Origin of the sequence: Stenotrophomonas sp. NPDC077420 (assembly GCF_044543385.1) — a bacterium.
GTDB lineage: Bacteria > Pseudomonadota > Gammaproteobacteria > Xanthomonadales > Xanthomonadaceae > Stenotrophomonas.
The window spans coordinates 59,701-80,435 of the sequence record NZ_JBITVZ010000012.1; the positions used below are offsets into that span (position 1 = coordinate 59,701).

25 protein-coding genes are annotated in these 20,735 nt (G+C 68.5%); 14 read left to right on the forward strand and 11 right to left on the reverse strand.

Annotated features, from left to right (window positions below; all coding sequences use genetic code 11):
- Positions 1-30: 30 nt before the first annotated feature.
- The 4 genes from ACIGII_RS12840 to ACIGII_RS12855 all read left to right on the forward strand — a co-directional run bounded on the left by ACIGII_RS12840 (position 31) and on the right by ACIGII_RS12855 (position 3,853).
- The gene (locus ACIGII_RS12840) at positions 31-1,092 is read left to right on the forward strand and encodes a nitrogen regulation protein NR(II) (RefSeq protein WP_399638639.1); all 1,062 of its coding nucleotides are present in this window, start codon (positions 31-33) and stop codon (positions 1,090-1,092) included.
- The gene (gene ntrC, locus ACIGII_RS12845) at positions 1,082-2,530 is read left to right on the forward strand and encodes a nitrogen regulation protein NR(I) (RefSeq protein ID WP_399638641.1); all 1,449 of its coding nucleotides are present in this window, start codon (positions 1,082-1,084) and stop codon (positions 2,528-2,530) included. Before ACIGII_RS12840 ends, ntrC begins: the two co-directional genes overlap by 11 nt.
- A 71-nt stretch (positions 2,531-2,601) precedes the next feature.
- The gene (locus ACIGII_RS12850) at positions 2,602-3,171 is read left to right on the forward strand and encodes a superoxide dismutase family protein (RefSeq protein ID WP_399638643.1); all 570 of its coding nucleotides are present in this window, start codon (positions 2,602-2,604) and stop codon (positions 3,169-3,171) included.
- A gap of 52 nt (positions 3,172-3,223) precedes the next feature.
- Positions 3,224-3,853 (forward strand): superoxide dismutase family protein, encoded by a 630-nt coding sequence (locus ACIGII_RS12855; protein WP_399638645.1) that lies wholly within the window; start codon positions 3,224-3,226, stop codon positions 3,851-3,853.
- 86 nt (positions 3,854-3,939) lie between these two features.
- Here the strand turns inward: ACIGII_RS12855 and ACIGII_RS12860 are convergent, their stop codons facing one another.
- Positions 3,940-4,827, reverse strand: coding sequence for a hypothetical protein (locus ACIGII_RS12860; protein ID WP_399638647.1), 888 nt, complete (start codon positions 4,825-4,827; stop codon positions 3,940-3,942).
- 92 nt (positions 4,828-4,919) lie between these two features.
- Between ACIGII_RS12860 and ACIGII_RS12865 the strand changes: the two genes are divergently transcribed.
- Positions 4,920-6,215 carry an acetyl-CoA C-acetyltransferase gene (locus tag ACIGII_RS12865; protein WP_399638649.1) on the forward strand — a complete coding sequence of 432 codons (1,296 nt, stop codon included), beginning with the start codon at positions 4,920-4,922 and terminating at the stop codon, positions 6,213-6,215.
- A gap of 107 nt (positions 6,216-6,322) precedes the next feature.
- Here the strand turns inward: ACIGII_RS12865 and ACIGII_RS12870 are convergent, their stop codons facing one another.
- The 3 genes from ACIGII_RS12870 to ACIGII_RS12880 form a co-directional block, all read right to left on the reverse strand.
- Complete coding sequence (locus ACIGII_RS12870) at positions 6,323-7,657, reverse strand: heme biosynthesis protein HemY (RefSeq protein WP_399638650.1); 1,335 nt, start codon at positions 7,655-7,657, stop codon at positions 6,323-6,325.
- A gap of 3 nt (positions 7,658-7,660) precedes the next feature.
- Entirely contained in the window at positions 7,661-8,629 is a 969-nt protein-coding gene (locus ACIGII_RS12875) for a hypothetical protein (RefSeq protein WP_399638651.1), read from the reverse strand.
- A gap of 109 nt (positions 8,630-8,738) precedes the next feature.
- Complete coding sequence (locus tag ACIGII_RS12880) at positions 8,739-9,515, reverse strand: uroporphyrinogen-III synthase (protein WP_399638652.1); 777 nt, start codon at positions 9,513-9,515, stop codon at positions 8,739-8,741.
- Between the two features lie 43 nt (positions 9,516-9,558).
- Here ACIGII_RS12880 and ACIGII_RS12885 point away from each other — a divergent pair, with 43 nt between their 5' ends.
- The 7 genes from ACIGII_RS12885 to ACIGII_RS12915 all read left to right on the forward strand — a co-directional run bounded on the left by ACIGII_RS12885 (position 9,559) and on the right by ACIGII_RS12915 (position 13,510).
- A complete protein-coding gene (locus ACIGII_RS12885; RefSeq protein ID WP_399638653.1) occupies positions 9,559-10,029 on the forward strand; it encodes a YiiD C-terminal domain-containing protein in 471 nt (156 codons plus the stop codon).
- 30 nt (positions 10,030-10,059) lie between these two features.
- Positions 10,060-10,497, forward strand: a complete 438-nt coding sequence (locus tag ACIGII_RS12890) for a hypothetical protein (RefSeq protein ID WP_399638654.1) — start codon at positions 10,060-10,062, stop codon at positions 10,495-10,497.
- A gap of 77 nt (positions 10,498-10,574) precedes the next feature.
- Positions 10,575-11,012 carry a rhodanese-like domain-containing protein gene (locus ACIGII_RS12895; RefSeq protein WP_399638656.1) on the forward strand — a complete coding sequence of 146 codons (438 nt, stop codon included), beginning with the start codon at positions 10,575-10,577 and terminating at the stop codon, positions 11,010-11,012.
- Positions 11,013-11,117: 105 nt separating this feature from the next.
- A complete protein-coding gene (secB, locus tag ACIGII_RS12900; protein WP_399638658.1) occupies positions 11,118-11,633 on the forward strand; it encodes a protein-export chaperone SecB in 516 nt (171 codons plus the stop codon).
- 20 nt (positions 11,634-11,653) lie between these two features.
- Complete coding sequence (locus tag ACIGII_RS12905; RefSeq protein ID WP_399638659.1) at positions 11,654-12,679, forward strand: NAD(P)H-dependent glycerol-3-phosphate dehydrogenase; 1,026 nt, start codon at positions 11,654-11,656, stop codon at positions 12,677-12,679.
- Between the two features lie 229 nt (positions 12,680-12,908).
- On the forward strand, positions 12,909-13,193 hold the full coding sequence (locus tag ACIGII_RS12910; RefSeq protein ID WP_399638661.1) for a type II toxin-antitoxin system ParD family antitoxin: 285 nt from the start codon (positions 12,909-12,911) through the stop codon (positions 13,191-13,193).
- Positions 13,190-13,510 carry a type II toxin-antitoxin system RelE/ParE family toxin gene (locus ACIGII_RS12915; protein ID WP_399638663.1) on the forward strand — a complete coding sequence of 107 codons (321 nt, stop codon included), beginning with the start codon at positions 13,190-13,192 and terminating at the stop codon, positions 13,508-13,510. Before ACIGII_RS12910 ends, ACIGII_RS12915 begins: the two co-directional genes overlap by 4 nt.
- 110 nt (positions 13,511-13,620) lie before the next feature.
- Here ACIGII_RS12915 and ACIGII_RS12920 read toward each other — a convergent pair whose 3' ends face one another.
- The 4 genes from ACIGII_RS12920 to ACIGII_RS12935 all read right to left on the reverse strand — a co-directional run bounded on the left by ACIGII_RS12920 (position 13,621) and on the right by ACIGII_RS12935 (position 16,520).
- Positions 13,621-14,193, reverse strand: coding sequence for an Ax21 family protein (locus tag ACIGII_RS12920; protein ID WP_399638747.1), 573 nt, complete (start codon positions 14,191-14,193; stop codon positions 13,621-13,623).
- A 153-nt stretch (positions 14,194-14,346) separates the two neighbouring features.
- Complete coding sequence (locus ACIGII_RS12925) at positions 14,347-15,558, reverse strand: ATP-binding protein (protein WP_399638664.1); 1,212 nt, start codon at positions 15,556-15,558, stop codon at positions 14,347-14,349.
- Between the two features lie 104 nt (positions 15,559-15,662).
- The gene (locus tag ACIGII_RS12930) at positions 15,663-15,914 is read right to left on the reverse strand and encodes a hypothetical protein (RefSeq protein ID WP_399638665.1); all 252 of its coding nucleotides are present in this window, start codon (positions 15,912-15,914) and stop codon (positions 15,663-15,665) included.
- A 69-nt stretch (positions 15,915-15,983) separates the two neighbouring features.
- Complete coding sequence (locus ACIGII_RS12935) at positions 15,984-16,520, reverse strand: carboxymuconolactone decarboxylase family protein (protein WP_399638666.1); 537 nt, start codon at positions 16,518-16,520, stop codon at positions 15,984-15,986.
- Between the two features lie 83 nt (positions 16,521-16,603).
- Between ACIGII_RS12935 and ACIGII_RS12940 the strand changes: the two genes are divergently transcribed.
- Complete coding sequence (locus ACIGII_RS12940; protein WP_399638667.1) at positions 16,604-17,503, forward strand: AraC family transcriptional regulator; 900 nt, start codon at positions 16,604-16,606, stop codon at positions 17,501-17,503.
- 76 nt (positions 17,504-17,579) lie between these two features.
- Here ACIGII_RS12940 and ACIGII_RS12945 read toward each other — a convergent pair whose 3' ends face one another.
- A complete protein-coding gene (locus tag ACIGII_RS12945; RefSeq protein WP_399638668.1) occupies positions 17,580-18,500 on the reverse strand; it encodes a lysophospholipase in 921 nt (306 codons plus the stop codon).
- A 34-nt stretch (positions 18,501-18,534) separates the two neighbouring features.
- Complete coding sequence (locus ACIGII_RS12950) at positions 18,535-19,359, reverse strand: alpha/beta fold hydrolase (protein ID WP_399638670.1); 825 nt, start codon at positions 19,357-19,359, stop codon at positions 18,535-18,537.
- 199 nt (positions 19,360-19,558) lie between these two features.
- Here ACIGII_RS12950 and ACIGII_RS12955 point away from each other — a divergent pair, with 199 nt between their 5' ends.
- Entirely contained in the window at positions 19,559-20,083 is a 525-nt protein-coding gene (locus ACIGII_RS12955; protein ID WP_399638672.1) for a hypothetical protein, read from the forward strand.
- 11 nt (positions 20,084-20,094) lie between these two features.
- Here the strand turns inward: ACIGII_RS12955 and ACIGII_RS12960 are convergent, their stop codons facing one another.
- Complete coding sequence (locus tag ACIGII_RS12960; protein WP_399638673.1) at positions 20,095-20,718, reverse strand: response regulator; 624 nt, start codon at positions 20,716-20,718, stop codon at positions 20,095-20,097.
- Between the last annotated feature and the right edge of the window lie 17 nt (positions 20,719-20,735).

A 20,735-nucleotide genomic window follows, 5' to 3' on the forward strand; every position in this document is an offset into this window, starting at 1 on the left:
ACTCCACTCCATTTGCACTACATTGGTGCAATGACCCCCGCACCACCGTCTCCGTCCCTTGAAGTCCTTGGCACCCCGGTCGCCTGGGCCGATGCCGAAGGCCGCGTCGCCGGCTGCAACCCGGCCTTCGCACGCTGGCTGGGGGTGAGCGTGCGGCGCCTGCTCGGCCAGCCGCTGGCCTCGCTGGAGGTACAGGGCGAGGCGCTGGCGCACTTCCTGGCGCGCGGCGAGCGCGACACCCTGCGCCTGCACCGGCTGGCCTTGGCCCTTCCCGGGGAGGCCCCGCGCTTCGCCGAGGGATGGCTGAGCCGGCATGACGAAGACGGCTGGCTGCTGGAGGCACACCCGGTGGACGAGTTCCCCGGGCTGGACCCCACCCAGGCCCTGCCCAGCGCGCTGAGCGCGGCGCTGAAAGGGCTGGCCCATGAATTGCGCAATCCGCTGGCCGGCCTGAAGGGTGCGGCCCAGCTGCTGGCCCGGCGCAGCAGCCAGCGCGACCCGGAAGAACGCGAGCTGATCGAGCTGATCGGCTCGGAAATCGAACGCCTGAACGGTCTGCTGGAACAGCTGCTGTCGCCGGCGCCAGCCGCGCCGCACGCGCCACTCAACATCCACGCCTCGCTGGAGCGGGTACTGCGCCTGGCGGAAAGCGAAGGCGGCTGGGCGGTGCGGTTGCAGCGCGACTATGACCCCAGCATTCCCGAATTCGACGGCGATGCCGACCGCCTCACCCAGGCCGTGTGGAACCTGGTGCGCAATGCGATCCAGGCGGGCGCCGGCACCGTCACCCTGCGCACCCGGGTGGAACACGGTGTTCGCATCGGCGACCAGCTGCAGCCGATGGCGCTGCGCCTGGAAATTGCCGATGACGGGCGCGGCGTGCCCGAGGCGCTGGCCGAACACCTGTTCCTGCCGCTGGTCAGCGGCCGCGCCGAAGGCACCGGGCTCGGCCTGGCGCTGGCCCAGCAGGTGGCGCGCGAACACCGCGGCACGCTGACCTATCGCTCGCGCCCTGGCCATACCGTATTCACCGTGCAGCTGCCGATCGGGCAGGGCACGCCTGCCATGGAGGACACCGCGCATGGCGGATGACACGCACACCGGCACCCAGCGCGTCTGGGTGGTGGACGACGACCGCGCGGTGCGCTTCGTGCTGTGCACGGCGCTGCGCGATGCCGGCTACACGGTGGAGGGCTTCGATGGCGCCGCCGCCGCGCTGGACATGCTGGCCAGCCAACCGCCGCCGGACCTGCTCTTCACCGACGTGCGCATGCCCGGCGATGACGGACTGGTGCTGCTGGACAAGCTGAAGGCTGCCCACCCCCAGCTGCCGGTGATCGTGATGTCGGCCTATACCGACGTGGCGAGTACGGCCGGCGCCTTCCGCGGCGGGGCGCAGGAATTCCTGTCCAAGCCGTTCGACCTGGACGATGCCGTGGCGCTGGCGCAACGCGTGCTGCCGGCCCCGGATACCGCCGTGGCCGCGCCCAGTGCGCATCCGGTGGAGGCCACGCCCGACCAGCGCCCGCAGCTGGTCGGTGATACCCCCGCCATGCGGGCATTGTTCCGCGCCATCGGCCGGTTGGCGCAGGCGCCGCTGTCGGTGCTGATCAACGGCGAAACCGGCACCGGCAAGGAACTGGTGGCGCACGCGCTGCACCATGAGTCGCCGCGCGTGCAGGGCCCGTTCGTGGCGCTCAACACCGCCGCCATTCCGTCCGAACTGCTGGAAAGCGAACTGTTCGGCCACGAGGCCGGCGCCTTTACGGGTGCGCAGCGACGGCATGTGGGGCGCTTCGAGCAGGCCGATGGGGGCACGCTGTTTCTCGATGAAATCGGCGACATGCCGCTGCCGCTGCAGACGCGGCTGCTGCGTGTGCTGGCCGAAGGCGAGTTCTTCCGCGTGGGCGGGCGTGAACTGATCCGGGTTGATGTACGGGTCATCGCGGCCACCCACCAGGACCTGGAAACGCTGGTGGCGCAGGGGCGCTTCCGCGCCGACCTGCTGCACCGGCTGGACGTGGTGCGACTGCGCCTGCCGCCGCTGCGCGAGCGCCGCGAGGACATCGCGCAGCTGGCCGAGACCTTCCTGGCCGCGGCCGCGCGCAAGCTGGATACGCCACCGAAGCGGCTCACCGCCGCGGCGCTGCAGGCGCTGCGCGAGCACGACTGGCCGGGCAACGTCCGCGAGCTCGAAAATGTGTGCTGGCGCATGGCCGCGCTGGCCGCCGCCGACACCATTGGCGTGGCCGACGTGGACAGTGCGCTGCACCGCGGTCCCGGCCCGCGCACGCGCGCGCACGGCGACCCGGGCCAATGGGAGGCGCTGCTGTCGGCATGGGCCCGGCAGCGACTGGCCGAAGGCGCCGAGGGCCTGCACGCGCAGGTGCGTGAACGGGTCGACCAGGCGCTGCTGGAAGCGGCCCTGCAGATCACCCATGGCCGCCGTGCCGAGGCCGCCGCCCGACTGGGCATGGGCCGCAACACCCTGACCCGCAAGCTCGGCGCCGGGCGCCGGCGCGGCGGATGAATCGCGCGTTCACCGCCTTTCATGGTGTGTGGACGACCTCAACGCTAGTTTGCAGATCCAAGGAGTACCCCATGCGCCGTTCCCACATTGCCCTGCTCACGCCGACCCTGCTGGTGCTTGCTGCCTGTGGCAGCGCGCCGCAGAAGGCGCCGCCGCCGGCGCCCAGTGCACCGGTGGTGAGCCTGGCCCAGCAGGCCGAAGCCAACCTGGCGCCGGCCTCGGCCAGTATCGTCAGCGGCCGCCTGGTGCTGGTGCCGGACGCGCGCGGTGTGCACATCACCGGCACCATCGGGGGCCTGCAGCCGCTGCAGACCGCCGCCTTCCATGTGCATGAGCGCGGCGACTGCAGTGCCGTTGACGCCAGCAGTGCCGGCGCGCATTTCAACCCGGGCAACCAGCCGCATGGCCGCAACAGCGTTGGGGCACATCACGTTGGCGACATGGACAACCTCCGCGCCGACGCGCAGGGCCGCGTCAGCGTCGATGTGCGCCTGCCAGCAGTTACCCTCGGCGGCGGTGCAGCTACCAACATCGTCGGCCGCGCGCTGGTGGTACATGCCAACGCCGACGATTACCGCAGCCAGCCCGCCGGCAATGCCGGTGCCCGCATCGCCTGCGGCGTCATCCGGGTCACGCGCTGACGCGCTGGCCACCGACGTCGCTTTTTCCCCTGTTACCCGCAAGGAGATCCACATGCGCCTGATCCACACGTCGCTGTTCGCCGCCATCGCCGCCATCGGCCTGACCGCCTGCAACAAGCCGGCCGACGCACCCGCTGCCGATCCCGCTACCGCCACCCCGCCGATCGCTGAAACCGCGCGCACCACCGAAGCGCCGCCGGCCATGACCAGCGAAGCCCACGCCAACCACAGCGCGATGGCGGAGCTGGCCCCGACCCAGGGCAATGACGTCAAGGGCAACGTGACCTTCAGCGTCGTCGACGGCAAGGTCCACGTGAAGGGCCAGGTCAGCGGCCTGAAGCCGAACAGCGAACACGGCTTCCACATCCATGAGAAGGGCGACTGCAGCGCGCCGAACGGCGACAGCGCCGGCGGCCACTTCAACCCGAGCAAGGAGGACCATGGCAACGTGGCCACCACCCCGCACCACGGCGGCGACATGCCCAACATCAAGGCCGACGCGCAGGGCAATGCAATGGTGGACGCAGCGGTGTCGACCAACGTCAACATCGGCGAAGGCAACGACAGCGACATCATCGGCCGTGGCCTGATCGTGCATGCCGACCCGGACGACTACAAGACCCAGCCGACCGGCAATGCCGGCGCGCGCCTGGCGTGTGCGGTGATCAAGGCTGCGCCGTAAGTTCCGTGGGACACGCATGGCGTGTCGCTACGCGGTAACAACAACGCCGGCGATCGCCGGCGTTGTCGTGTCTGCGCGACGCACCGTCAACGGGCCAGCAGGTCCCTCGGCGCCTGCCCGGCTTCGCAATGCACGAACAGCACCGGCAGGCCGTGCGCTTCCAGCACCGCCGCCATCTGCCGCTGGCGCATGAGGTACTGCTCGTAGATACCCTTCAGGCGCTCGCAGTCGCCGGTGCCATGGTTGTAGAAGGTGCACCACCCGGCCGGGTCGAACAGCGCCATACGCACTTCGCCGTCAGCGTATCGAAGCAGCGGTTCCGGCGCCTGATCCAGCCACTGTTCTTCCTGCGGCGCCATCACCGCGGTTTCGATCAGCGGCCACAGCGCGGCCAGGCCCTGGTTGTCGTACTGCATCGACATCATCGCGGCGAGGTCATTCACCGTGAAGTAGCGCGCGTGCTCGATCTGCGCGCCGAAGGCGTTCTGCGCCAGCAGCGCGGTGTCGGCCTGGGCCATGCCCTGGGCCAGCAGCACCTCTTCCAGCGCTTCGGCCACCGCCGTGGTCTGGGCCACCTCGGTGCCGGTCAGCAGGAACGGCACCACCCGCAGGCCGCCGCCGGTAAGGCTGGGATCGGCCTGGAACGGCAGCGGCACGTCGCCGTCCGCGCCAGCACCGAAGGCCAGCAGGCGCGCTCCTTCATTGCGACCGGGCGCGCGCATCTGCAGTTCTTCCAGGCGGCGGTGGATCGGGTAGCCGGGACGCAGGACTTCGGCCGGGTCGAAATGGGCGCCGGCGAACACGAAGTCCAGCCCGCTCACGCCGGGGACCAGTTTGACCAGGTCGCGGCCAACGCGGTCGGCCAGTTCACCGGCCTGCGCGGACGTCAGGGCGGCGTTGCGGGGGGCGTCTCCTCCGGCCAGTTCCAATGCCAGTACGCCAAGGGCATTCATGCCGGGGTCGGGTTTGCTCATGGGTTCACGGTTGGCCCATCACAGGGCGGCAGCTACACTTGCCCCCATTATGCCTGCTCCTTCGTGCAGGCCATGTTGCAGACACCCTTCCCATGCCAGGTATCTCCATGCCCATCGCTCGTCCCGTCGCCATCCTCGGTGGCGTCCGTATCCCGTTCTGCCGCCAGAACACCGCCTATTCGGATGTTGGCAACCTGGGCATGTCGGTGCGCACCCTGGGTGCATTGGTCGAACGCTTCGGCCTGCACGGGCAGCAGCTGGGCGAAGTGGCGATGGGTGCGGTAATCAAGCATTCCAGCGACTGGAACCTGGGCCGCGAAGCCACGCTGTCCTCGGGCCTGTCACCGCTTACTCCCGGCATCACCCTGCAGCGCGCCTGCGGCACCTCGCTGGACACCATCATCACCGTGGCCAACAAGATCGCGCTGGGCCAGATCGAATCGGGCATCGGCGGCGGTTCGGATACCACCTCCGACGTGCCGATCGTGTACGGCAAGAAACTGCGCGCGCGCCTGCTGGCCGCCAACCGCGCCAAGAGCACCGGCGACAAGCTCCGCGCCATCGTGCGCGGCTTCAAGCTGGGCGAGCTGAAGCCGGAATTCCCGGGCGTGGCCGAGCCGCGCACCGGCAAGAGCATGGGCGACCATTGCGAGGACATGGCCAAGGAATGGAACATCTCGCGCGATTCGCAGGACGAATGGGCGGTGTCTTCGCACAGGAAGCTGGCCGCCGCCTATGAGCGCGGTTTCTTCAACGACCTGATCGCCCCGTTCCGTGGCGTGGAGCGCGACAACATCCTGCGCGCGGACACCTCGCTGGAAAAGCTGGCCACGCTGAAGCCGGCCTTCGACAAGGTGTCCGGCCGTGGCACGCTCACCGCCGCCAATTCCACCCCGCTCACCGACGGCGCCTCGGCGGTGCTGCTGGCCAGCGAGGAATGGGCGCGCGCGCACGGCCATGAGCCGCTGGCCTACCTGCGCGATTCGCAGGTGGCCGCCGTCGATTTCGTGCACGGCGAAGGCCTGCTGATGGCGCCGACCATCGCGGTGCCGGAAATGCTCAAGCGCAACGGCCTGACCCTGCAGGATTTCGACATCTATGAAATCCACGAAGCGTTCGCCGCGCAGGTGCTGTGCACGCTGCGCGCCTGGGAAAGCGAAGACTACTGCCGCAACCGACTGGGCCTGGATGCACCGCTGGGCCGGATCGACCCGGCCAAGATCAACCCGCTGGGTTCGTCGCTGGCCACTGGCCACCCGTTCGCCGCCACCGGCGCACGCGTGATCGCCACCGCGGCCAAGCAGCTGGCCGAACGCGGCGGTGGCCGCGCGCTGGTCTCGATCTGCACCGCCGGCGGCATGGGCGTAGTGGCGATCGTAGAGCGCTGAACCCGGTAGAGCGGGGCGCTGCCCCGCTGCACGGAAAAAGGCCGCCCGTCGAGGGCGGCCTTTTTTGTGTGCAGCTGAAAAGCAGCGGGGCAGCGCCCCGCGCTACGTCAGGGTACCAGGGGGTTGCCGAACTCGTCGCGGTCGACCCGCTCAATGCGCGCCTCGCGCACTACTACCGGATCGGTCATCAATGACTGCTCTTCCACCGTCGCACGCTCCGGCACGCCTGAGTGTAGAGCGGGGCTCTGCGCCGCTGCTTCGCGCACGAGCACCACGCTGCTTTCCCCGCGCGACTGCCGCAGCGCATTGCCATAGCACTGTGCCGCCGGCGCGGGTTCGCCGCGGGCGGCGAAGACCTCGCCCAGCGCTTCCCACGCCTCCGGACCGGCACCGGCGGCGATGGCGCGGTGCAGGTAGTCCTCGGCCTGCACCGTATCGCCCTGGCGCGCGGCAATCCGGCCCAGCGCCAGCAACAGCGCCGGGCTGGACGGCTGCTGGGCCAGCCAGCGCTGCAGGTTGGCTTGGCGGGTGGCCAGCTTTTCCACCGGCATCTGCCCGTACAGGGTCACCAGCGATTCGTCCCAGCGCGTGTCCAGCGCCTGTTCCAGGTTGAGCAGGGCCGGCTCGTCCCAATCCAGCGCCACCGCACGGAGTGCATAGGCCGAGGCCACGTCCGGGTCGCTGCGCAGCGCCTTCGGGGTGGCCTCCCACTGCGCGGCCAGCGCATTCACGTCAGCAGCCTCCAGCAGCGACTGCGCGGCCAGGCGCACTTCCAGCTCGGCCACCGCATCATCGGGCAGCACTTTCTGCTTGCGCAGCGCGCCCAGCTGGCCGTAAGCCTCATGGGCGCGATCGGCGCGGGCCAACGCTTCGGTCCGCAGCCACAGGCCACGCGGCGGCAGCGGCTGGATGCCGGGGGCGTCCAAGGCGTTGATCGCATCTACCGGGCGTTCCTGGCCCAGCAGGCGTTCGGCCTGCAGCAGCGCGTAGGCGGTTGCGTCGGTGGTGGCCAGGCGCTGCAGGTACTGGTCCGCTGCGGCCTGGTCGCCCCGCGCCTCGGCGCTGCGCACGGCGGTGACGTACGCCATCGCGCTCACTTCCTCGTCCTCTGCGGCGGTGCCCAGCAGTTTTTCCGCGCGCTGCCAATGACCGTACTCGTGCGCCTGCAGGCCTTCGATCAGGCGCGCGCGCCCCTGCTTGCGGCGATAGCGGCCCCATGCCCGGAACGGCGAGGCCACCAGGCTCCACAGCAGCCACAGCAGCAGCAAGGCCACCAGCGCCATCAGCGCCACCTGCGGCGCGGTGGAGCGGTAGTCGTTGCCACCGGCGCGGTAGATCACCTCGCCGTACTGGCGCATCGATTCGGCACCCAGCCAGTGTGCGGCCACCACGCCCAGCACCACCGCCAGCAACAACACCACTACGGAATAAATCGGCTTCATCCATCAACTCCCATCGCGCATGGCGCGCAGCTGCTGCAGGGTGCTGCCCAGTTCGGGCAGCGGGGGGCGTAGCACTAGAGCGCGCAACTGCTGCAGTTCAGCACGTCGCTCGCGCAGGCCGGGTGAATCCGGCCACAGCCGTGGCATCCACAGCGCCACGCGGTCCAGCGACTGTTCAAAATCCGACTGATTGCCGCGTTCCACGGCCGCGCGGGCCAGGGTCAGTTCCAGCTGCAGCGAATCCCACGCGGCGGCGCGCTCGGCGCCGGTCAGCGGGCCCTGCGTGGCGGTGGGGGTGATGGTCACGAACGGCGCCAGCAGCTCGTGCCACCACGGGGCGGCGCTGTCGGCCGTCGGCACGATCTGCTCGGGCAGCGCGCCTATCGCAGTGGCGAACCGGTTCAGGCCCTGGCTGGCCTCCGCGCGCGGGCCGGGGCCGAGTGCATCCACCGCGTTGCGCTCCTGCATCAACGCCTGGCGCAGGTTGAGGTACTCGCTGCCCTGGACGTCTTCCAGTGCCGCCGCGGCCAACGCGTACAGGCGTCGGGCGCCCTCCACATCGTCGGCGAACGCCAGCCGCTGTCCGGCCTGGCTGAGCAGCAGTTCGGCCTCTTCCAGCTGCAGCGCCTGTGCATTGTGGCGGGTGCTGTCGGCCAGGCGTGCCAGGTTCTCTTCCAGCAGCGCGCTGCGCTGGCCCAGGCCCAGCATCTCGTCGCGCAACACCCGGTTGGTGGCGGCCGCGTCCTGCACCCGCTGCGAGGTCGAACGCTGGTCGCGGCGCAGCGCGTCCACGCTGCTGGCCAGGCCCTGCACCAGCACGTTGGCGTCAGCGTCGCGCTGGGCGCTGCGCAGCTGCTGCGCCTGCCACTGGGTCCAACCCCAGCCGGCGCCGCCTGCGACAACCACGACCGCGGCAAGCGGCAGTATCCAGCGCAGCGGTCGGTGGGGCGGGGGCGGATCGATGTCGTTCAAGGCAGTCATCCTCGGCGCCCGCGCCGGTGCATTCACGAGCTGGCGGGCACGCAGGTGCACAGCATCGCCCGCCGCCCAAGCGACCCGCAAGGCCGCTTGCGTCCCCTGTTCAGGAAGCTTGGGCAGTGGTGATCGCGGCGTGTGCGGCCCGTACCAGCTGCACCGGCAGCGGCCCCTCGGCCAGGCGGACCCGGCCAAAACCGGCGTCCTCGGCCAGCGCCGCCAGGCGCGGGCTGGCGGCGACCACCGGTTGGGCCTGCACCCGCGCCAGCAGGTCCGGTGGCAGCTGCGCCTGCAGCAACGCGAGTGCCTCGGCGCTGCTCAGGGCCAGCACCCACGGCGTGGGGTGGTGGCGCAACCGCTGCAGCTGGCGTGGCGCCAGCCGCAGCGGCTGGCGGCGATAGACGTCCACCCGTTGCAGCTGTGCGCCACGGGCCTGGAGCGTGTCAGCGATGATCCCGCGGCCACCGGGCGCGGTCACCAGCGCCGCGCGCAGCCCGTGCAGGCTGGCCAGCCCGGGAAGGTCGAGCAGCCCCTCGCTGTCCATCCGTTGCGGCGCCTGCACGTCGGTCGCGCCGTGGCTGCGCAGCGCCGCTGCAGTGCCAGCGCCTACCGCCAGCCAGGTGCCCGCGTGTGGCCCACCCAGCGCCTGCAGCCGCGCGGCCGCATGCACCGCCGCCGGGCTGCTGAACACCACCCGGTCGGCCTCCAGCGCCTGCGCCAGCGCGGTGCGGGTGGCCGCGTCGTGCCGGGCCACCAGGGCCCAGGGCGACAGCCCCACCACCTGCGCGCCCAGCGCCGCCGCCGCGCGTCGCAGCGCGGCGTGCTGGCCACGCGGGCGCAGCGACAACAGGGTCCATTCCGGCACATGTGCGAGGCGGTTCATTGCGGGCATTATGCGAGGCCTTCGCCGTAACGTCGCCGTACCGATGTCCGAAACCGATTCCCCGTCCCAGCACCTGGCCGTCCTGCAGCAGGTGCTTGAGCGCATGCCGCCGGTGGCGGCGATGCAGATCCAGGTGGCCGGCTACGCCGACGGTGTGCTGACCCTGCGCGCACCGCTGGCCGCCAACGTCAACGACAAAGGCAACGCCTTCGGCGGCAGCCTGTCGTCGGCCTTGACCCTGTCCGGCTGGGCCCTGGTCACCCTGCGCCTGCGCCAGGCCGGCTTCGACGCGGACGTGTACGTAGCCGACAGCCACGTGCGCTACCTGGCCCCGGTCTACCAGGACCTGCAGGCCCAGGCCCAGGCCGCCGACGAGGCCGACTGGGCCACCTTCCTGGCCACCTTCGCCCAGCGTGGCAAGGCCCGCATCGAAGTGGTGGCGCGCCAGCCCGGCGAGGCCGGAAAACCCGCGGCTGAACTGAGCGGACGTTTCGTGGCCTTCGCAAGGCGGTAGGATGGGCGCCTTGCCGATTGGGGAATTCGCATGCGCCGTACCATCCAGATCCTGCTTCTCGCCCTGCTGGCGCTGACCAGCGTGAACACGCTGTCGGCCAAGGAAAAGCTGACCCGCAAGCAGCGTGTGGAGCTGGAGAAGACCCAGACCCTCTACGCCTCCACCATCCGCTGGGGAACCACCGAGGAAGCGCTGCCCTACCTGGATCCGAAGTACACCAAGGAACACCCCTTGAGCGACCTGGAACTGCGTCGCTACGAGCAGGTGAAGATCTCCGGCTACCGGCCGTTGGAGAACGTGAACATGCCCGACGGCAGCGTGGGCCGTTCGGCCGTGGTGGGGGTGATCAACCTCAATACCCAGGCGCAGCGCGAGGTTACGGTCAAGGAAATCTGGCGCTGGGACGCCGAGGACAAGCGCTGGCTGCAGGCCAACGGGTTGCCGAACCTGTGGCAGGAACCGCGCTGAGCCCCTGAACCGCCCGCCGGGCGCCGGTTCGCCTGCATGTGCGACAATCGGCGCCCGCTAATCGACCCGTGATCTGAGTGAATTACGAAGAGCTGCTGGCCTTTGCCGGCCGAAACCCGATGTTGTCGATGGCCTTCGCGGGCCTGACCGTAGCCATCCTCGTCACCGAGGTGCGCCGCTTGATGCGCGGCTACAAGTCGATCAAGCCGGCCGAGCTGACCCAGCTGATCAATGCCGGCGGCGCGGTCGTGGTCGACCTGTCTGCGGGGACCGATTTCGAAAAGGGCCATATCGCCGGCAGCCGCAACGTGCAGCCGGCCCAGTTCGGTCCCGAGCACAAGCTCGTCGCCAACGCCAAGCAGAAGCCGGTGGTGCTGGTGTGCCGCAGTGGCACCGCCTCGGAAACCGCCGCCAAGGCGCTGAAGAAGGCCGGTTTCGAGCAGGTGCATGTGCTCGACGGCGGACTGCCGGCCTGGCAGCAGGCCGAACTGCCGCTGGTCAAGGGCCGCAACTGATTTTCCACCGGATTTGGCCGCGCGCCTTGTGCGCGGCGCCACACGCCCCCATCGCAGGGCATGTAACAATCCATTATTGACTGTAAATATCTGGAGCAACAGGAAATGTCCGAAGCGAACACCAACGGCGCCATCGCGCCGGCCGACGCCGCCACCGGCCCCGCGTTCACCGTCGAGAAGATCTACGTCAAGGACGTTTCCTTCGAATCGCCCAACGCCCCGGCCGTGTTCAACGAAGCCGTGCAGCCGGAGCTGCAGCTCAACCTCAACCAGCGCGTGCAGCGCCTGGGCGAGAGCGCCTTCGAAGTAGTGCTGGCCGTGACCCTGACCTGCAAGGCCGGCGACAAGACCGCCTACGTGGCAGAAGTGCAGCAGGCTGGCGTGTTCGGCCTGGTGGGCCTGGACCCGCAGTCGATTGACGTGCTGCTGGGCACCCAGTGCCCGAACATCCTGTTCCCGTACGTGCGCCAGCTGGTGAGCGACCTGATCCAGGCCGGCGGCTTCCCGCCGTTCTTCCTGCAGCCGATCAACTTCGAAGGCCTGTACGCCGAAACCCTGCGCCAGCGCCAGGAACAGGGCGAAACCTCGCTCGCCGATTCCGAGCCGGCCGGCAACGCCTGATCGGCGCTGCAGTGGTTGTGATGCGCGACAACGCAGACAAGATCGCCGTTCTCGGCGCAGGCTCCTGGGGCACTGCCCTGGCGAGCCTGCTGGCACGGCACGGTCACCCGACCGTGCTGTGGGGGCGCGACGCGACGATGGTGGACGCCATCGACCAGCGCCACGAGAACACCCGTTACCTGCCAGGCATTCCGCTGCCGGAATCGCTGCGTGCCACCACCGACCTGGCTGCGGCCGTCGAGGGTGCGAAGTGGATTCTGGTGGTCGTGCCGTCGCACGCGTTCGGGGAAACCGTACGCGCGCTGGCGCCGCTGCGCCCGGCCGACGCCGGCGTGGCGTGGGCGACCAAGGGCTTTGAGCCCGGTTCCGGTCGCTTCCTGCACGAAGTCGCCCGCGAGGTCCTCGGACCGGACGTGCCGCTTGCGGTGGTCACCGGCCCATCGTTCGCCAAGGAAGTCACCCAGGGCCTGCCCACGGCCATCACCGTGCACGGCGATGACCCGGAGTTTGCCCAGCAGGTGGCCGAGGCCATGCATGGCCCGGCGTTCCGTGCCTACACCGGCGATGACATGGTGGGTGCCGAACTCGGCGGCGCCATGAAGAACGTGCTGGCCGTGGCCACCGGCGTGGCCGATGGCATGCAGCTGGGCCTGAACGCCCGTGCCGGCCTGATCACCCGCGGCCTGAATGAAATGCTGCGCCTGGCGGCCGCGATCGGCGCCAAGCCGGAAACCCTGATGGGTCTGGCCGGCTTGGGCGATCTGGTGCTGACCTGCACCGGCGACCTGTCGCGCAACCGTCGACTCGGCCTGGCGCTGGGACGCGGGCAGAGCCTGCCCGACGCGGTGCGCGACATCGGCCAGGTGGTGGAATCGGTGCAGACCGCCGACGAGGTCATGCGCCAGGCACGCCGCCACGGCATCGACCTGCCGATCTCCGACGGGGTACGCGCCGTCCTGCACGGCGAACAGACGCCGGAAGAAGGCCTGCGCGCGCTGCTGGCGCGGGAGCAGAAGCCGGAGTATCCGGATACGCTGTTCAAGTGATTCAAGCAAAAAAACCCGGCCAAGGCCGGGTTTTTTTTTGGCTCCGATCACAACCCCGGCCGCCTGCAACAAGTTTCAATGCTGCCATCCGGCGACGTGTTCAGACTGGCTCCCCGTTTCTGCCGTGAGTCCAACGTGTATGCAGATTTTTGCGCCATCGGGATGGGTCGCTTTGAGCGAAGCTGGTAAGGGAGTAGGATTGAATCCTACTCAGGTGAAGGGCCGCCCCATGCGCTCGACCCAACAGTTCAGCATTACGCTGCCAAATGAGATGGCGGACTCCGTCCGCGCCAAGGTCGCGAGCGGCGAGTACGCCACCGAGAGCGAGGTGATACGCGATGGCCTTCGCGCACTTCTGGCGCGCGACAGGGCAATGGATGCGTGGCTGCGGGAGCAGGTCATACCGGCAGCACGCGCACTTGAGGCTGACCCGGCACAAGCCTTGTCGCTCGAAGAGGCGCAAGAGCGTCTCACCCGCAGGCGCCGAGCCCGCAACGTTTCCAATCCGGTATGACGTACCGCATCCAGTTCGCACCAGCGGCGGTGGAGCAACTGGAAGCACTCGAAGACCACATTGAAGCGGCTGGTTCGCCACTTGCCGCCGTGCGCTACGTTGACGCCATCGTCGCCTACTGCGAGACACTCGCCTCGTTTCCGATGCGTGGAATCAAGCGAGATGACGTACTGCCCGGACTTCGGATCACCAACTTCAGAGGCACCACGGTCATCGCGCTCCACGTGGATGATCAGAAATGCATGGTGTCGATTCTGGGCGTGTTCTACGGAGGGCGGGATTACGAAGCTGCTCTGCGTCATCCTGATACGGATTAGAACCACACCCACACTCCCCCACAAAAGCGAAGCCCGCCGGAGGGGCGGGCTTCTTGGCGCGTGGGAGAGAGGTCACGCGCCATGCAACAACGTAGCTTGCAACGTGCGTGTTACCAGGTGAAGCGCGGGCCGACGAACCATTCCTTGTCGCCGCCCTTGGCCAGCTTCACTTCGCCGCTCAGGCCCCAGTTCTGGTTGAACTTGGCCTGGGCGCCGACACGGCCGTAGAACTCGCCGTCCGGGTTGATGCCGTGCTTCTTGCTGAAGTCTTCGTAGCCGGCCAGTGCGTAGCCTTCGATCATCGGGGTGAACGCGGTGCGCACGCCCACTTCGGTGGCGTAACCGTTGAAGTCCAGGCCTTCCTTCGGATCGAACTTCTGGTAGGCAACGCGTGCCACCAGGTCGGTGGTTGGCGCGATGCCGTAGTTGTAGCCCAGGCCGACGCGCCACTGGTCGACGTCAACGTTGCCGCGGTCGGTTTCCTGCGAGTTGTAATCGCCAAAGACATGGAAGTTCGGCGCAATCGCGGCCGAGCCCTTCACCGCCCAACCGTCGGCGGAGCCGCCGCGGGTATCGGTGTTCACGTAGCCGCCTTCAACGTAGTTGTAGGACAGGCCATCGGCGGCCGACGCCGCGAACGGCAGTGCAGCGACCAGACCCAGGGCAAGCAGGGAAGACTTCATCATCGGGAACACACCTTTTTTTATTTTGGTTTCGTCGACCGCCTGCTCCGGGGGAGGGGAGAGAAGCAGGCGGTCGACAGGTGTGAATTATCCGTTAGGCGTTCTAATCAACCCTGAATATTGAACTGACCGGTACATGAATGAAGCGCGTGTTCAGGGAACCGCGATGCCCGTCGCGACTGCACGCGGCATCTTGAACGTAAACGCCGTTCCCGTGTCGGCGTCCGATTCGACACCCAGCGTGCCGCCATGCGAACGGGCGATTTCCGCGGCGATATAGATACCCAAGCCCAGGCCCGGGCGCGGATCGTCGCCCTTCTCGCGGGAGAACGGGCTGAAGATGTCCGCCAGCTTGTCGGCCGGGATCCGGCCGCCATTGCGGACCACCAGTGACAGCGCGTCCGGATCGGCGCGTACGTCCACCGAGATGGGGCGGGACGTATCGCCGTGCTGTGCGGCATTGCCCAGCAGGTTCGCCAGCAGCTGGGCAAGCCTGCTGGCGTCGCAGTAAACACTTCCGTCGATGTCTACCTGCACGGCGATGTCCGAGCGACCGCTCGCCACCTCCACTTCCACCACCACCTTGCGCAACGTCTGTTCCAGCGAATCGCACTCGCGCAGCAATACCGGGATGCCGCCGCCCAGGCGACCGCGGGCGAAATCGAGGACGTCGTTGATCAGTCCGTCCATCCGGTCCACGCCGGCCCGGATGTGGCCCAGCATGTGGTCCTGGCTTTCCGTGAGCGGTGACATCTCCAGCGAATCGGCCGCCATGCTGATGGCCTGCAGCGGGCTGCGCAGGTCGTGGCCCAGCACGGCCACGAACTGATCGCGCAGGTCCGCGACACGATGCGCTGCCGAAAGCTGCGCGGCGGCTTCCACCAGGCGGTCTTCGCTGTCGAGGTAGTTGCCGACCAGTTCGGCCAGCAACTCCATGGAGCGCTGCACGTGCGCTTCGTCAAAACTGCCGGGTGCCGAGTCGATCGCGCACAGGGTGCCGAAGAAGCTTCCGTCCGGGCGGAAGACCGGGACCGACGCGTAGCTTTCCAGCCCGTAGATGCGTGGCGTGTGGTGCCGGGAATACAGCGGATGCTGGCTGGCGTGGGCGAACACCACCGCGTTGGAGGATTGCCTGATCTCATCGCAGAGGGTGGTCTCCAGCACCAGCTGCCCCCCGGGCACCAGGCCGAACCCCAACGTGTCGTAGGTCGCGCACGCCGTCCAGGTGGTGTCGGTGACCCGCGCGATGGCGGTGAACCGGGAGCCGGTGATGTGGGCAACCGTCTCCAGGATCCGCGGCACCGATCGGATCCGGTTGATGTCGGCGATGTCGCGCAGCAGGGCCGGGTCGGTCAGCACAGGCATGGGGCGGGTGGACGTATCTTTGGAACGCAGGATGATCCCACGAAAGCAGGCGCCGCACTTGTCCCACGGCGGGGATGTCGGGAGCGGGACAGCCGGTACCGCGGTCAGCGCGGGCCGAATGCCTGCTGGTCGATGCCGTCCACGCTCACGATGTCGTCCAGCCGGACCCGGCTGCCGTCATCGAGGTGCATGTACTCGACGGCGTCACTGGCGCCCAGGTCGGTGATGCGGGCGACGACCGCAGCCTGCGCTGCGCCGGTGGTGGCATACACGATGGGCACGCGGCGACCGCCAGTGGCGACCGCTTCCAGTACATCGTGGAACTCGCAGTTGATCGGTTGGTAGGAGCGGGACATGGGTTTGCCTCCAGGGTGCGGGTGGCACAGTGGGCTGGCCGGTGTCGCCGGCCAGCCTGTGCTCATCATTCAACGCAGTTTGACGCCGGGGAAATCGACCGGCACCGCAAAGGCCACGTTGACGTAGTTGGTGAACAGATTCAACGCGACGTGGGCGAGGATCTCCACGATTTCCCCGTCGTTGAAGCCCACGCTGCGCAGCTGGGCGACCTCGCCATCGTCGATCTGGCCACGGCCTTCCACCACGCGCAGGGCGAAGTGCAGCGCGGCGGCCGTCTTCGGGTCGTCGGATTTACCGCCCTGCGCGGCGCTCATTTCCTGGCTGCTTGCGCCGGCCTTGCGGCCGAGTGCCGTATGCGCGGCCAGGCAGTACTCGCAGGCGTTGCGGTTGGCGATGGCCACGGCGATCTTCTCGCCCAGCGCGGCCGGGATGACGCCGGCACCCAGGGCGCCGAACGAACCCCACATGCTCTTCAACGCAGCGGTGGAATTGGCCACGGCGCGGAACATGTTGGGGGTGGTGCCGAAGGCGCCGTGGATCTGGCCGAGCACGGCCTGGGCCTCGCCGGTGGCGTCCTGCGCGGTGACAAGGGGGATACGGGACATGGCTGGGTTTCCTGTTGGATGCCGGCGCGGAGTGGCCGGTTGATGGGCATAATAGGAACCCGCTCGGGACGTTTGGTGTCTTTATGTCGCTGATAGATGGCAATTCGTCCAGCACCGCCCTCGGCCGCCTGAGCCCCGTCCTGGAGCGGTTCCGGGTTGAGGCCACCCTGTTCCATGCCGGCCCGCTGTGCGGGTTGCAGACCTTTGACGCCCAGCCCGGGCGCGGCTTCCTGCATGTGCTGCGGCGGGGCGAAATGGACCTGCTGTACCGGGACGGCAAGCAGCTGGCGCGCACCCATCTGTGCGAACCTACGCTGCTCCTGTTTCCGCGCGCGGTGCACCACGAGTTCATCAATCCGCCGGTGGACGGCTCCGACTTCACCTGCGCGACGCTGGATTTCGACGGCGGGCTGCGCAATCCGATCGTGCAGTCGCTGCCGGACGCGATCCTGCTGCCGCTGCAGGCCATCGACGGACTGCAGGCCACCCTGGAGTTGCTGTTCGCCGAATCCGACCGCACCCGCTGCGGGTCGCGCCTGCTGGCCAACCGCCTGTTCGAAGTGGTGCTGATCCAGGTGCTGCGCTGGATCATCGACCATCCGGAACAGGCGCGGGTGGCGCCGGGCATGATGCTGGGCCTGTCCGACCCACGCCTGGCCAGGGCCTTGATGGCAATGCATGCCGCACCTGGGGAAGGGTGGACGCTGGCGCGCATGGCTGGCCTGGCCGGCATGTCGCGCAGCGCCTTCGCCGCCGCGTTCAAGAGCGCCACCGGCACCACGCCGGCGGCCTATTCGCTGGATTGGAAGCTCAACGTAGCCACTTCGCTGCTGCGCGCGGGGCGGCCGGTGAAGCAGGTGGCGCTGGAACTGGGCTTCGCCGACGCGCCCACCTTCTCGCGGGCCTTCCGTCGCCGTACCGGGGCGTCACCGCGCGGGTGGGTGCACGCGCGCGACGCAGGCCAGGATCGGGACGAGGGCTGAACACGGCTCATGCAGGATCAACGACGCTGCGGATGGCCTACGTACTGGTGGCGGGGTGCTGGTGCGGCGGCAACGCTCAGGCGCTGCGCTCCACGCTGCTGGCGGCGCCGACGGCCAGATGCCGGTCGATCCAGCGCTGGATGTCGCCGATCACTTCCTCGCGCCCGAGGTCATTGAGCAGGTCATGCGCATGATCCTTGTACAGCAACAGGGTCTTGTCGGCCGAACCGGCGTTGTCCTGGAACACCTGGCTGCCGGCGGGCACGGTGACCTTGTCGGCGGTGCCATGCATCACCAGCACCGGCAGGCGCAGCGTGGGGAAGCCGCGGCGCAGGCGGTCGATGCCCACCAGCATCTGCGCCACGGTCAACGCGGTCTGCTTCTCGTTGGCGATGAGCGGGTCGGCGTTGAGTGCCTTCACCACCTCGGGCAGCCGCGAGAATTCCTTGTTGGGCAGCTTCAGCACGCGCAGGGTGGGGAACGGGCCGCTCAGCCAGCGCACCAGCGCCAGCACCGCATCCGGTGCGGGCACCTGGAAGGCGTAGCTCTCGCAGATCAGGCCGGCCAGCTCGTCCTGGTGGGCCAGGGTGTAGGCCGAGGCGATCACGCCGCCTGCGCTGTGCCCCAGCAGGAACACCGGCAGGCCCGGTTCGCGCGTGCGGGCCACGTCCAACAGCGACTGCACGTCGGCCAGGTAGTCGTCGAAGTGCTTCACGTGGAAGCGCGTCCCGCTGGACTTGCCGCGCCCGCGCAGGTCCACTGCGTATACCGCCAGCCCCATCGCGGTGAACTGCGCTGCGGCCCATTGGTAGTGGCCACTGTGCGAATTGAAGCCGGGCACGATCGCCACCACCGCGCGCGGCGGACCGCTGGGGCGCCAGCTGCGGATGAACAGCTCGCCCTCGCCGCCGCTGATGAACTCTTCGCTGCGCGAAGGACCCGATCCACGGGGTTCGGAAGGCACGGCGTGCAGGGCGGCAGGGGGCACGGTGTTCATGGCAGGTCCTCGAAACGTGGGGGGAGGGGAGGGCTCAGCGCTGCAGGAAGGCGAGCAGGTCCTGGTTGAGCTGGTCTTTGGCGGTGTCGCCCAGGCTGTGGCCGCCGCCCGGATAGATCTTCAACTGCGCGCCCTTGACCAGCTCCACCGAACGCAGTGCCGCGGCCTTGATCGGCACGATCTGGTCGTCGTCGCCGTGGATGATCAGCGTGGGCACGTCGAACTTCTTCAGGTCTTCGGTGAAGTCGGTTTCCGAGAACGCCTTGATGCAGTCGTAGGCATTCTTGTGGCCGGACTGCATGCCCTGGTTCCACCATGAGCGGATCAGGCCTTCGGACACGTTCGCGCCGGGTCGGTTGAAGCCGAAGAACGGGCCGGTGGCCACGTCCAGGAAGAACTGCGCGCGGTCGGCCAGGTACGCGGCGCGGAAGCCGTCGAACACCTCGATCGGCAGCCCGTCCGGGTTCTCGGCGGTCTTGAGCATGATCGGCGGCACCGCGCCCATCAGTACGGCCTTGGCCACGCGCGCGGTGCCATGCCTCCCGATGTAGCGGGCCACCTCGCCGCCGCCGGTGGAGTGCCCGACCATGGTCACCCCGCGCACGTCCAGGTGCTCGAACAGCTGCGCCAGGTCGTCGGCGTAGGTATCCATCTCGTTGCCGTCCCATGGCTGGCTGGAGCGGCCATGGCCGCGCCGGTCGTGGGCGATGCATCGGAAGCCGTGGCTGGCCAGGAAGAACATCTGCGCTTCCCATGCGTCGGCATTGAGTGGCCAGCCGTGGCTGAAGGACACCACCGGGCCGGTGCCCCAGTCCTTGTAGTAGAGGGAGGTGCCGTCGGACGTAGTGAAGGTGCTCATGGTCGTCTCGATGCCGAAAGGGGAAGGGGGGGCGACGGTGCAGCCTTGCACCCTGGCCGGTGCCGGGCATCGGTCGTTCGGGCGCGGATGCGCTCCCCCACATGGGGGGACTACGCATGCCCCTGTCGGCAGCGGCCATCGCCCCCACCGGCGTTACGCTGGACGCCGGTGCACCCACGGTGCACGCAGGGAGAACGCCGTGCTCGACCGCCTGGCTGTACTGGATGACATCCTGGACGCCCATGCCAGCGTGCTGGGGCGCGACTTCCACCCGTACCGCAACCACACCTACCGCGTGGCCAACTTCCACTGGTGCCTGTTGCCGGGCAGTCTGGAAGACCTGTACGTGCTGTCGGTTGCGGTGGCCTTCCACGACCTGGGCATCTGGACCGCCGGGACGTTCGATTACCTGGCGCCGTCCGAAGCCCTCGCGCGCGATTACCTGGTCGAGCAGCAGCGGCCAGAGCTGGTGACGGTGGTGCTGGCGATGATCCGCGAGCACCACAGGATCTCGGCCCTGCCGCGCGGGCAGGATCCCCGCATCGAAACGTTCCGCCGCGCGGACTGGATCGACGTGTCGATGGGCACGCTGCGCTTCGACCTCAGCACGGACGATTTCCGCCGTACCGTGCAGCGCTTTCCGCGCCTGGGTTTCCACCTACGGCTGCTGCAGTTTCGCTCAGGCACGGTCTGCGCCATCCGCTGCGACCGCTGCCGATGCTGAAGCGCTAGGGCTCAATCTTCCAGCCGTACCAGGCCGCGACGCAGTGCGATATGAATCGCCTCGGTGCGGTTACGCGCGCCGATCTTCTCGAAAATGCGCGCCACGTGCGACTTGACCGTTTCCGCGGAAATGCCCAGCGTGTTGGCGATGCGCTTGTTCTCCCAGCCCTGCGCCAGCGCCGACAGGATGGACAGCTCACGCGCGGTGAGCGCCTCCTCGCCCAGGTGCTGCGCGATCTCCTCGGAGATCTCCGCCGACAGGCAGCGCTTGCCCTGCGCGACCCGCCGTACCGCATCGATCAACTCGCCGCGCAGCGAGCTCTTCAGCAGGTAACCACAGGCACCGGCGGCCAGCGCCTCGCGTGCATTGGCATCGCCACGGTAGGTGGTGAGGATGATGATCCGCGCCCGCGGAAACTCACCGCGCAGGCGGCGGGTCAGCTCGATGCCGTCGATACCGGGCATCTGCAGGTCCACCAGGGTGACATCCGGCAGCAGGCGACGGAACTGTGCCATGCCCTCGGTCCCGTCCGCCGCTTCACCGACCAGTTCCAGATCGCTCTCCAGCGCCAGCATCGACGCGATGCCCTGGCGGATCAACGGGTGGTCGTCGACGGTGAGGATGCGGATGGTCATGGTCGGGTCCCGGTCAG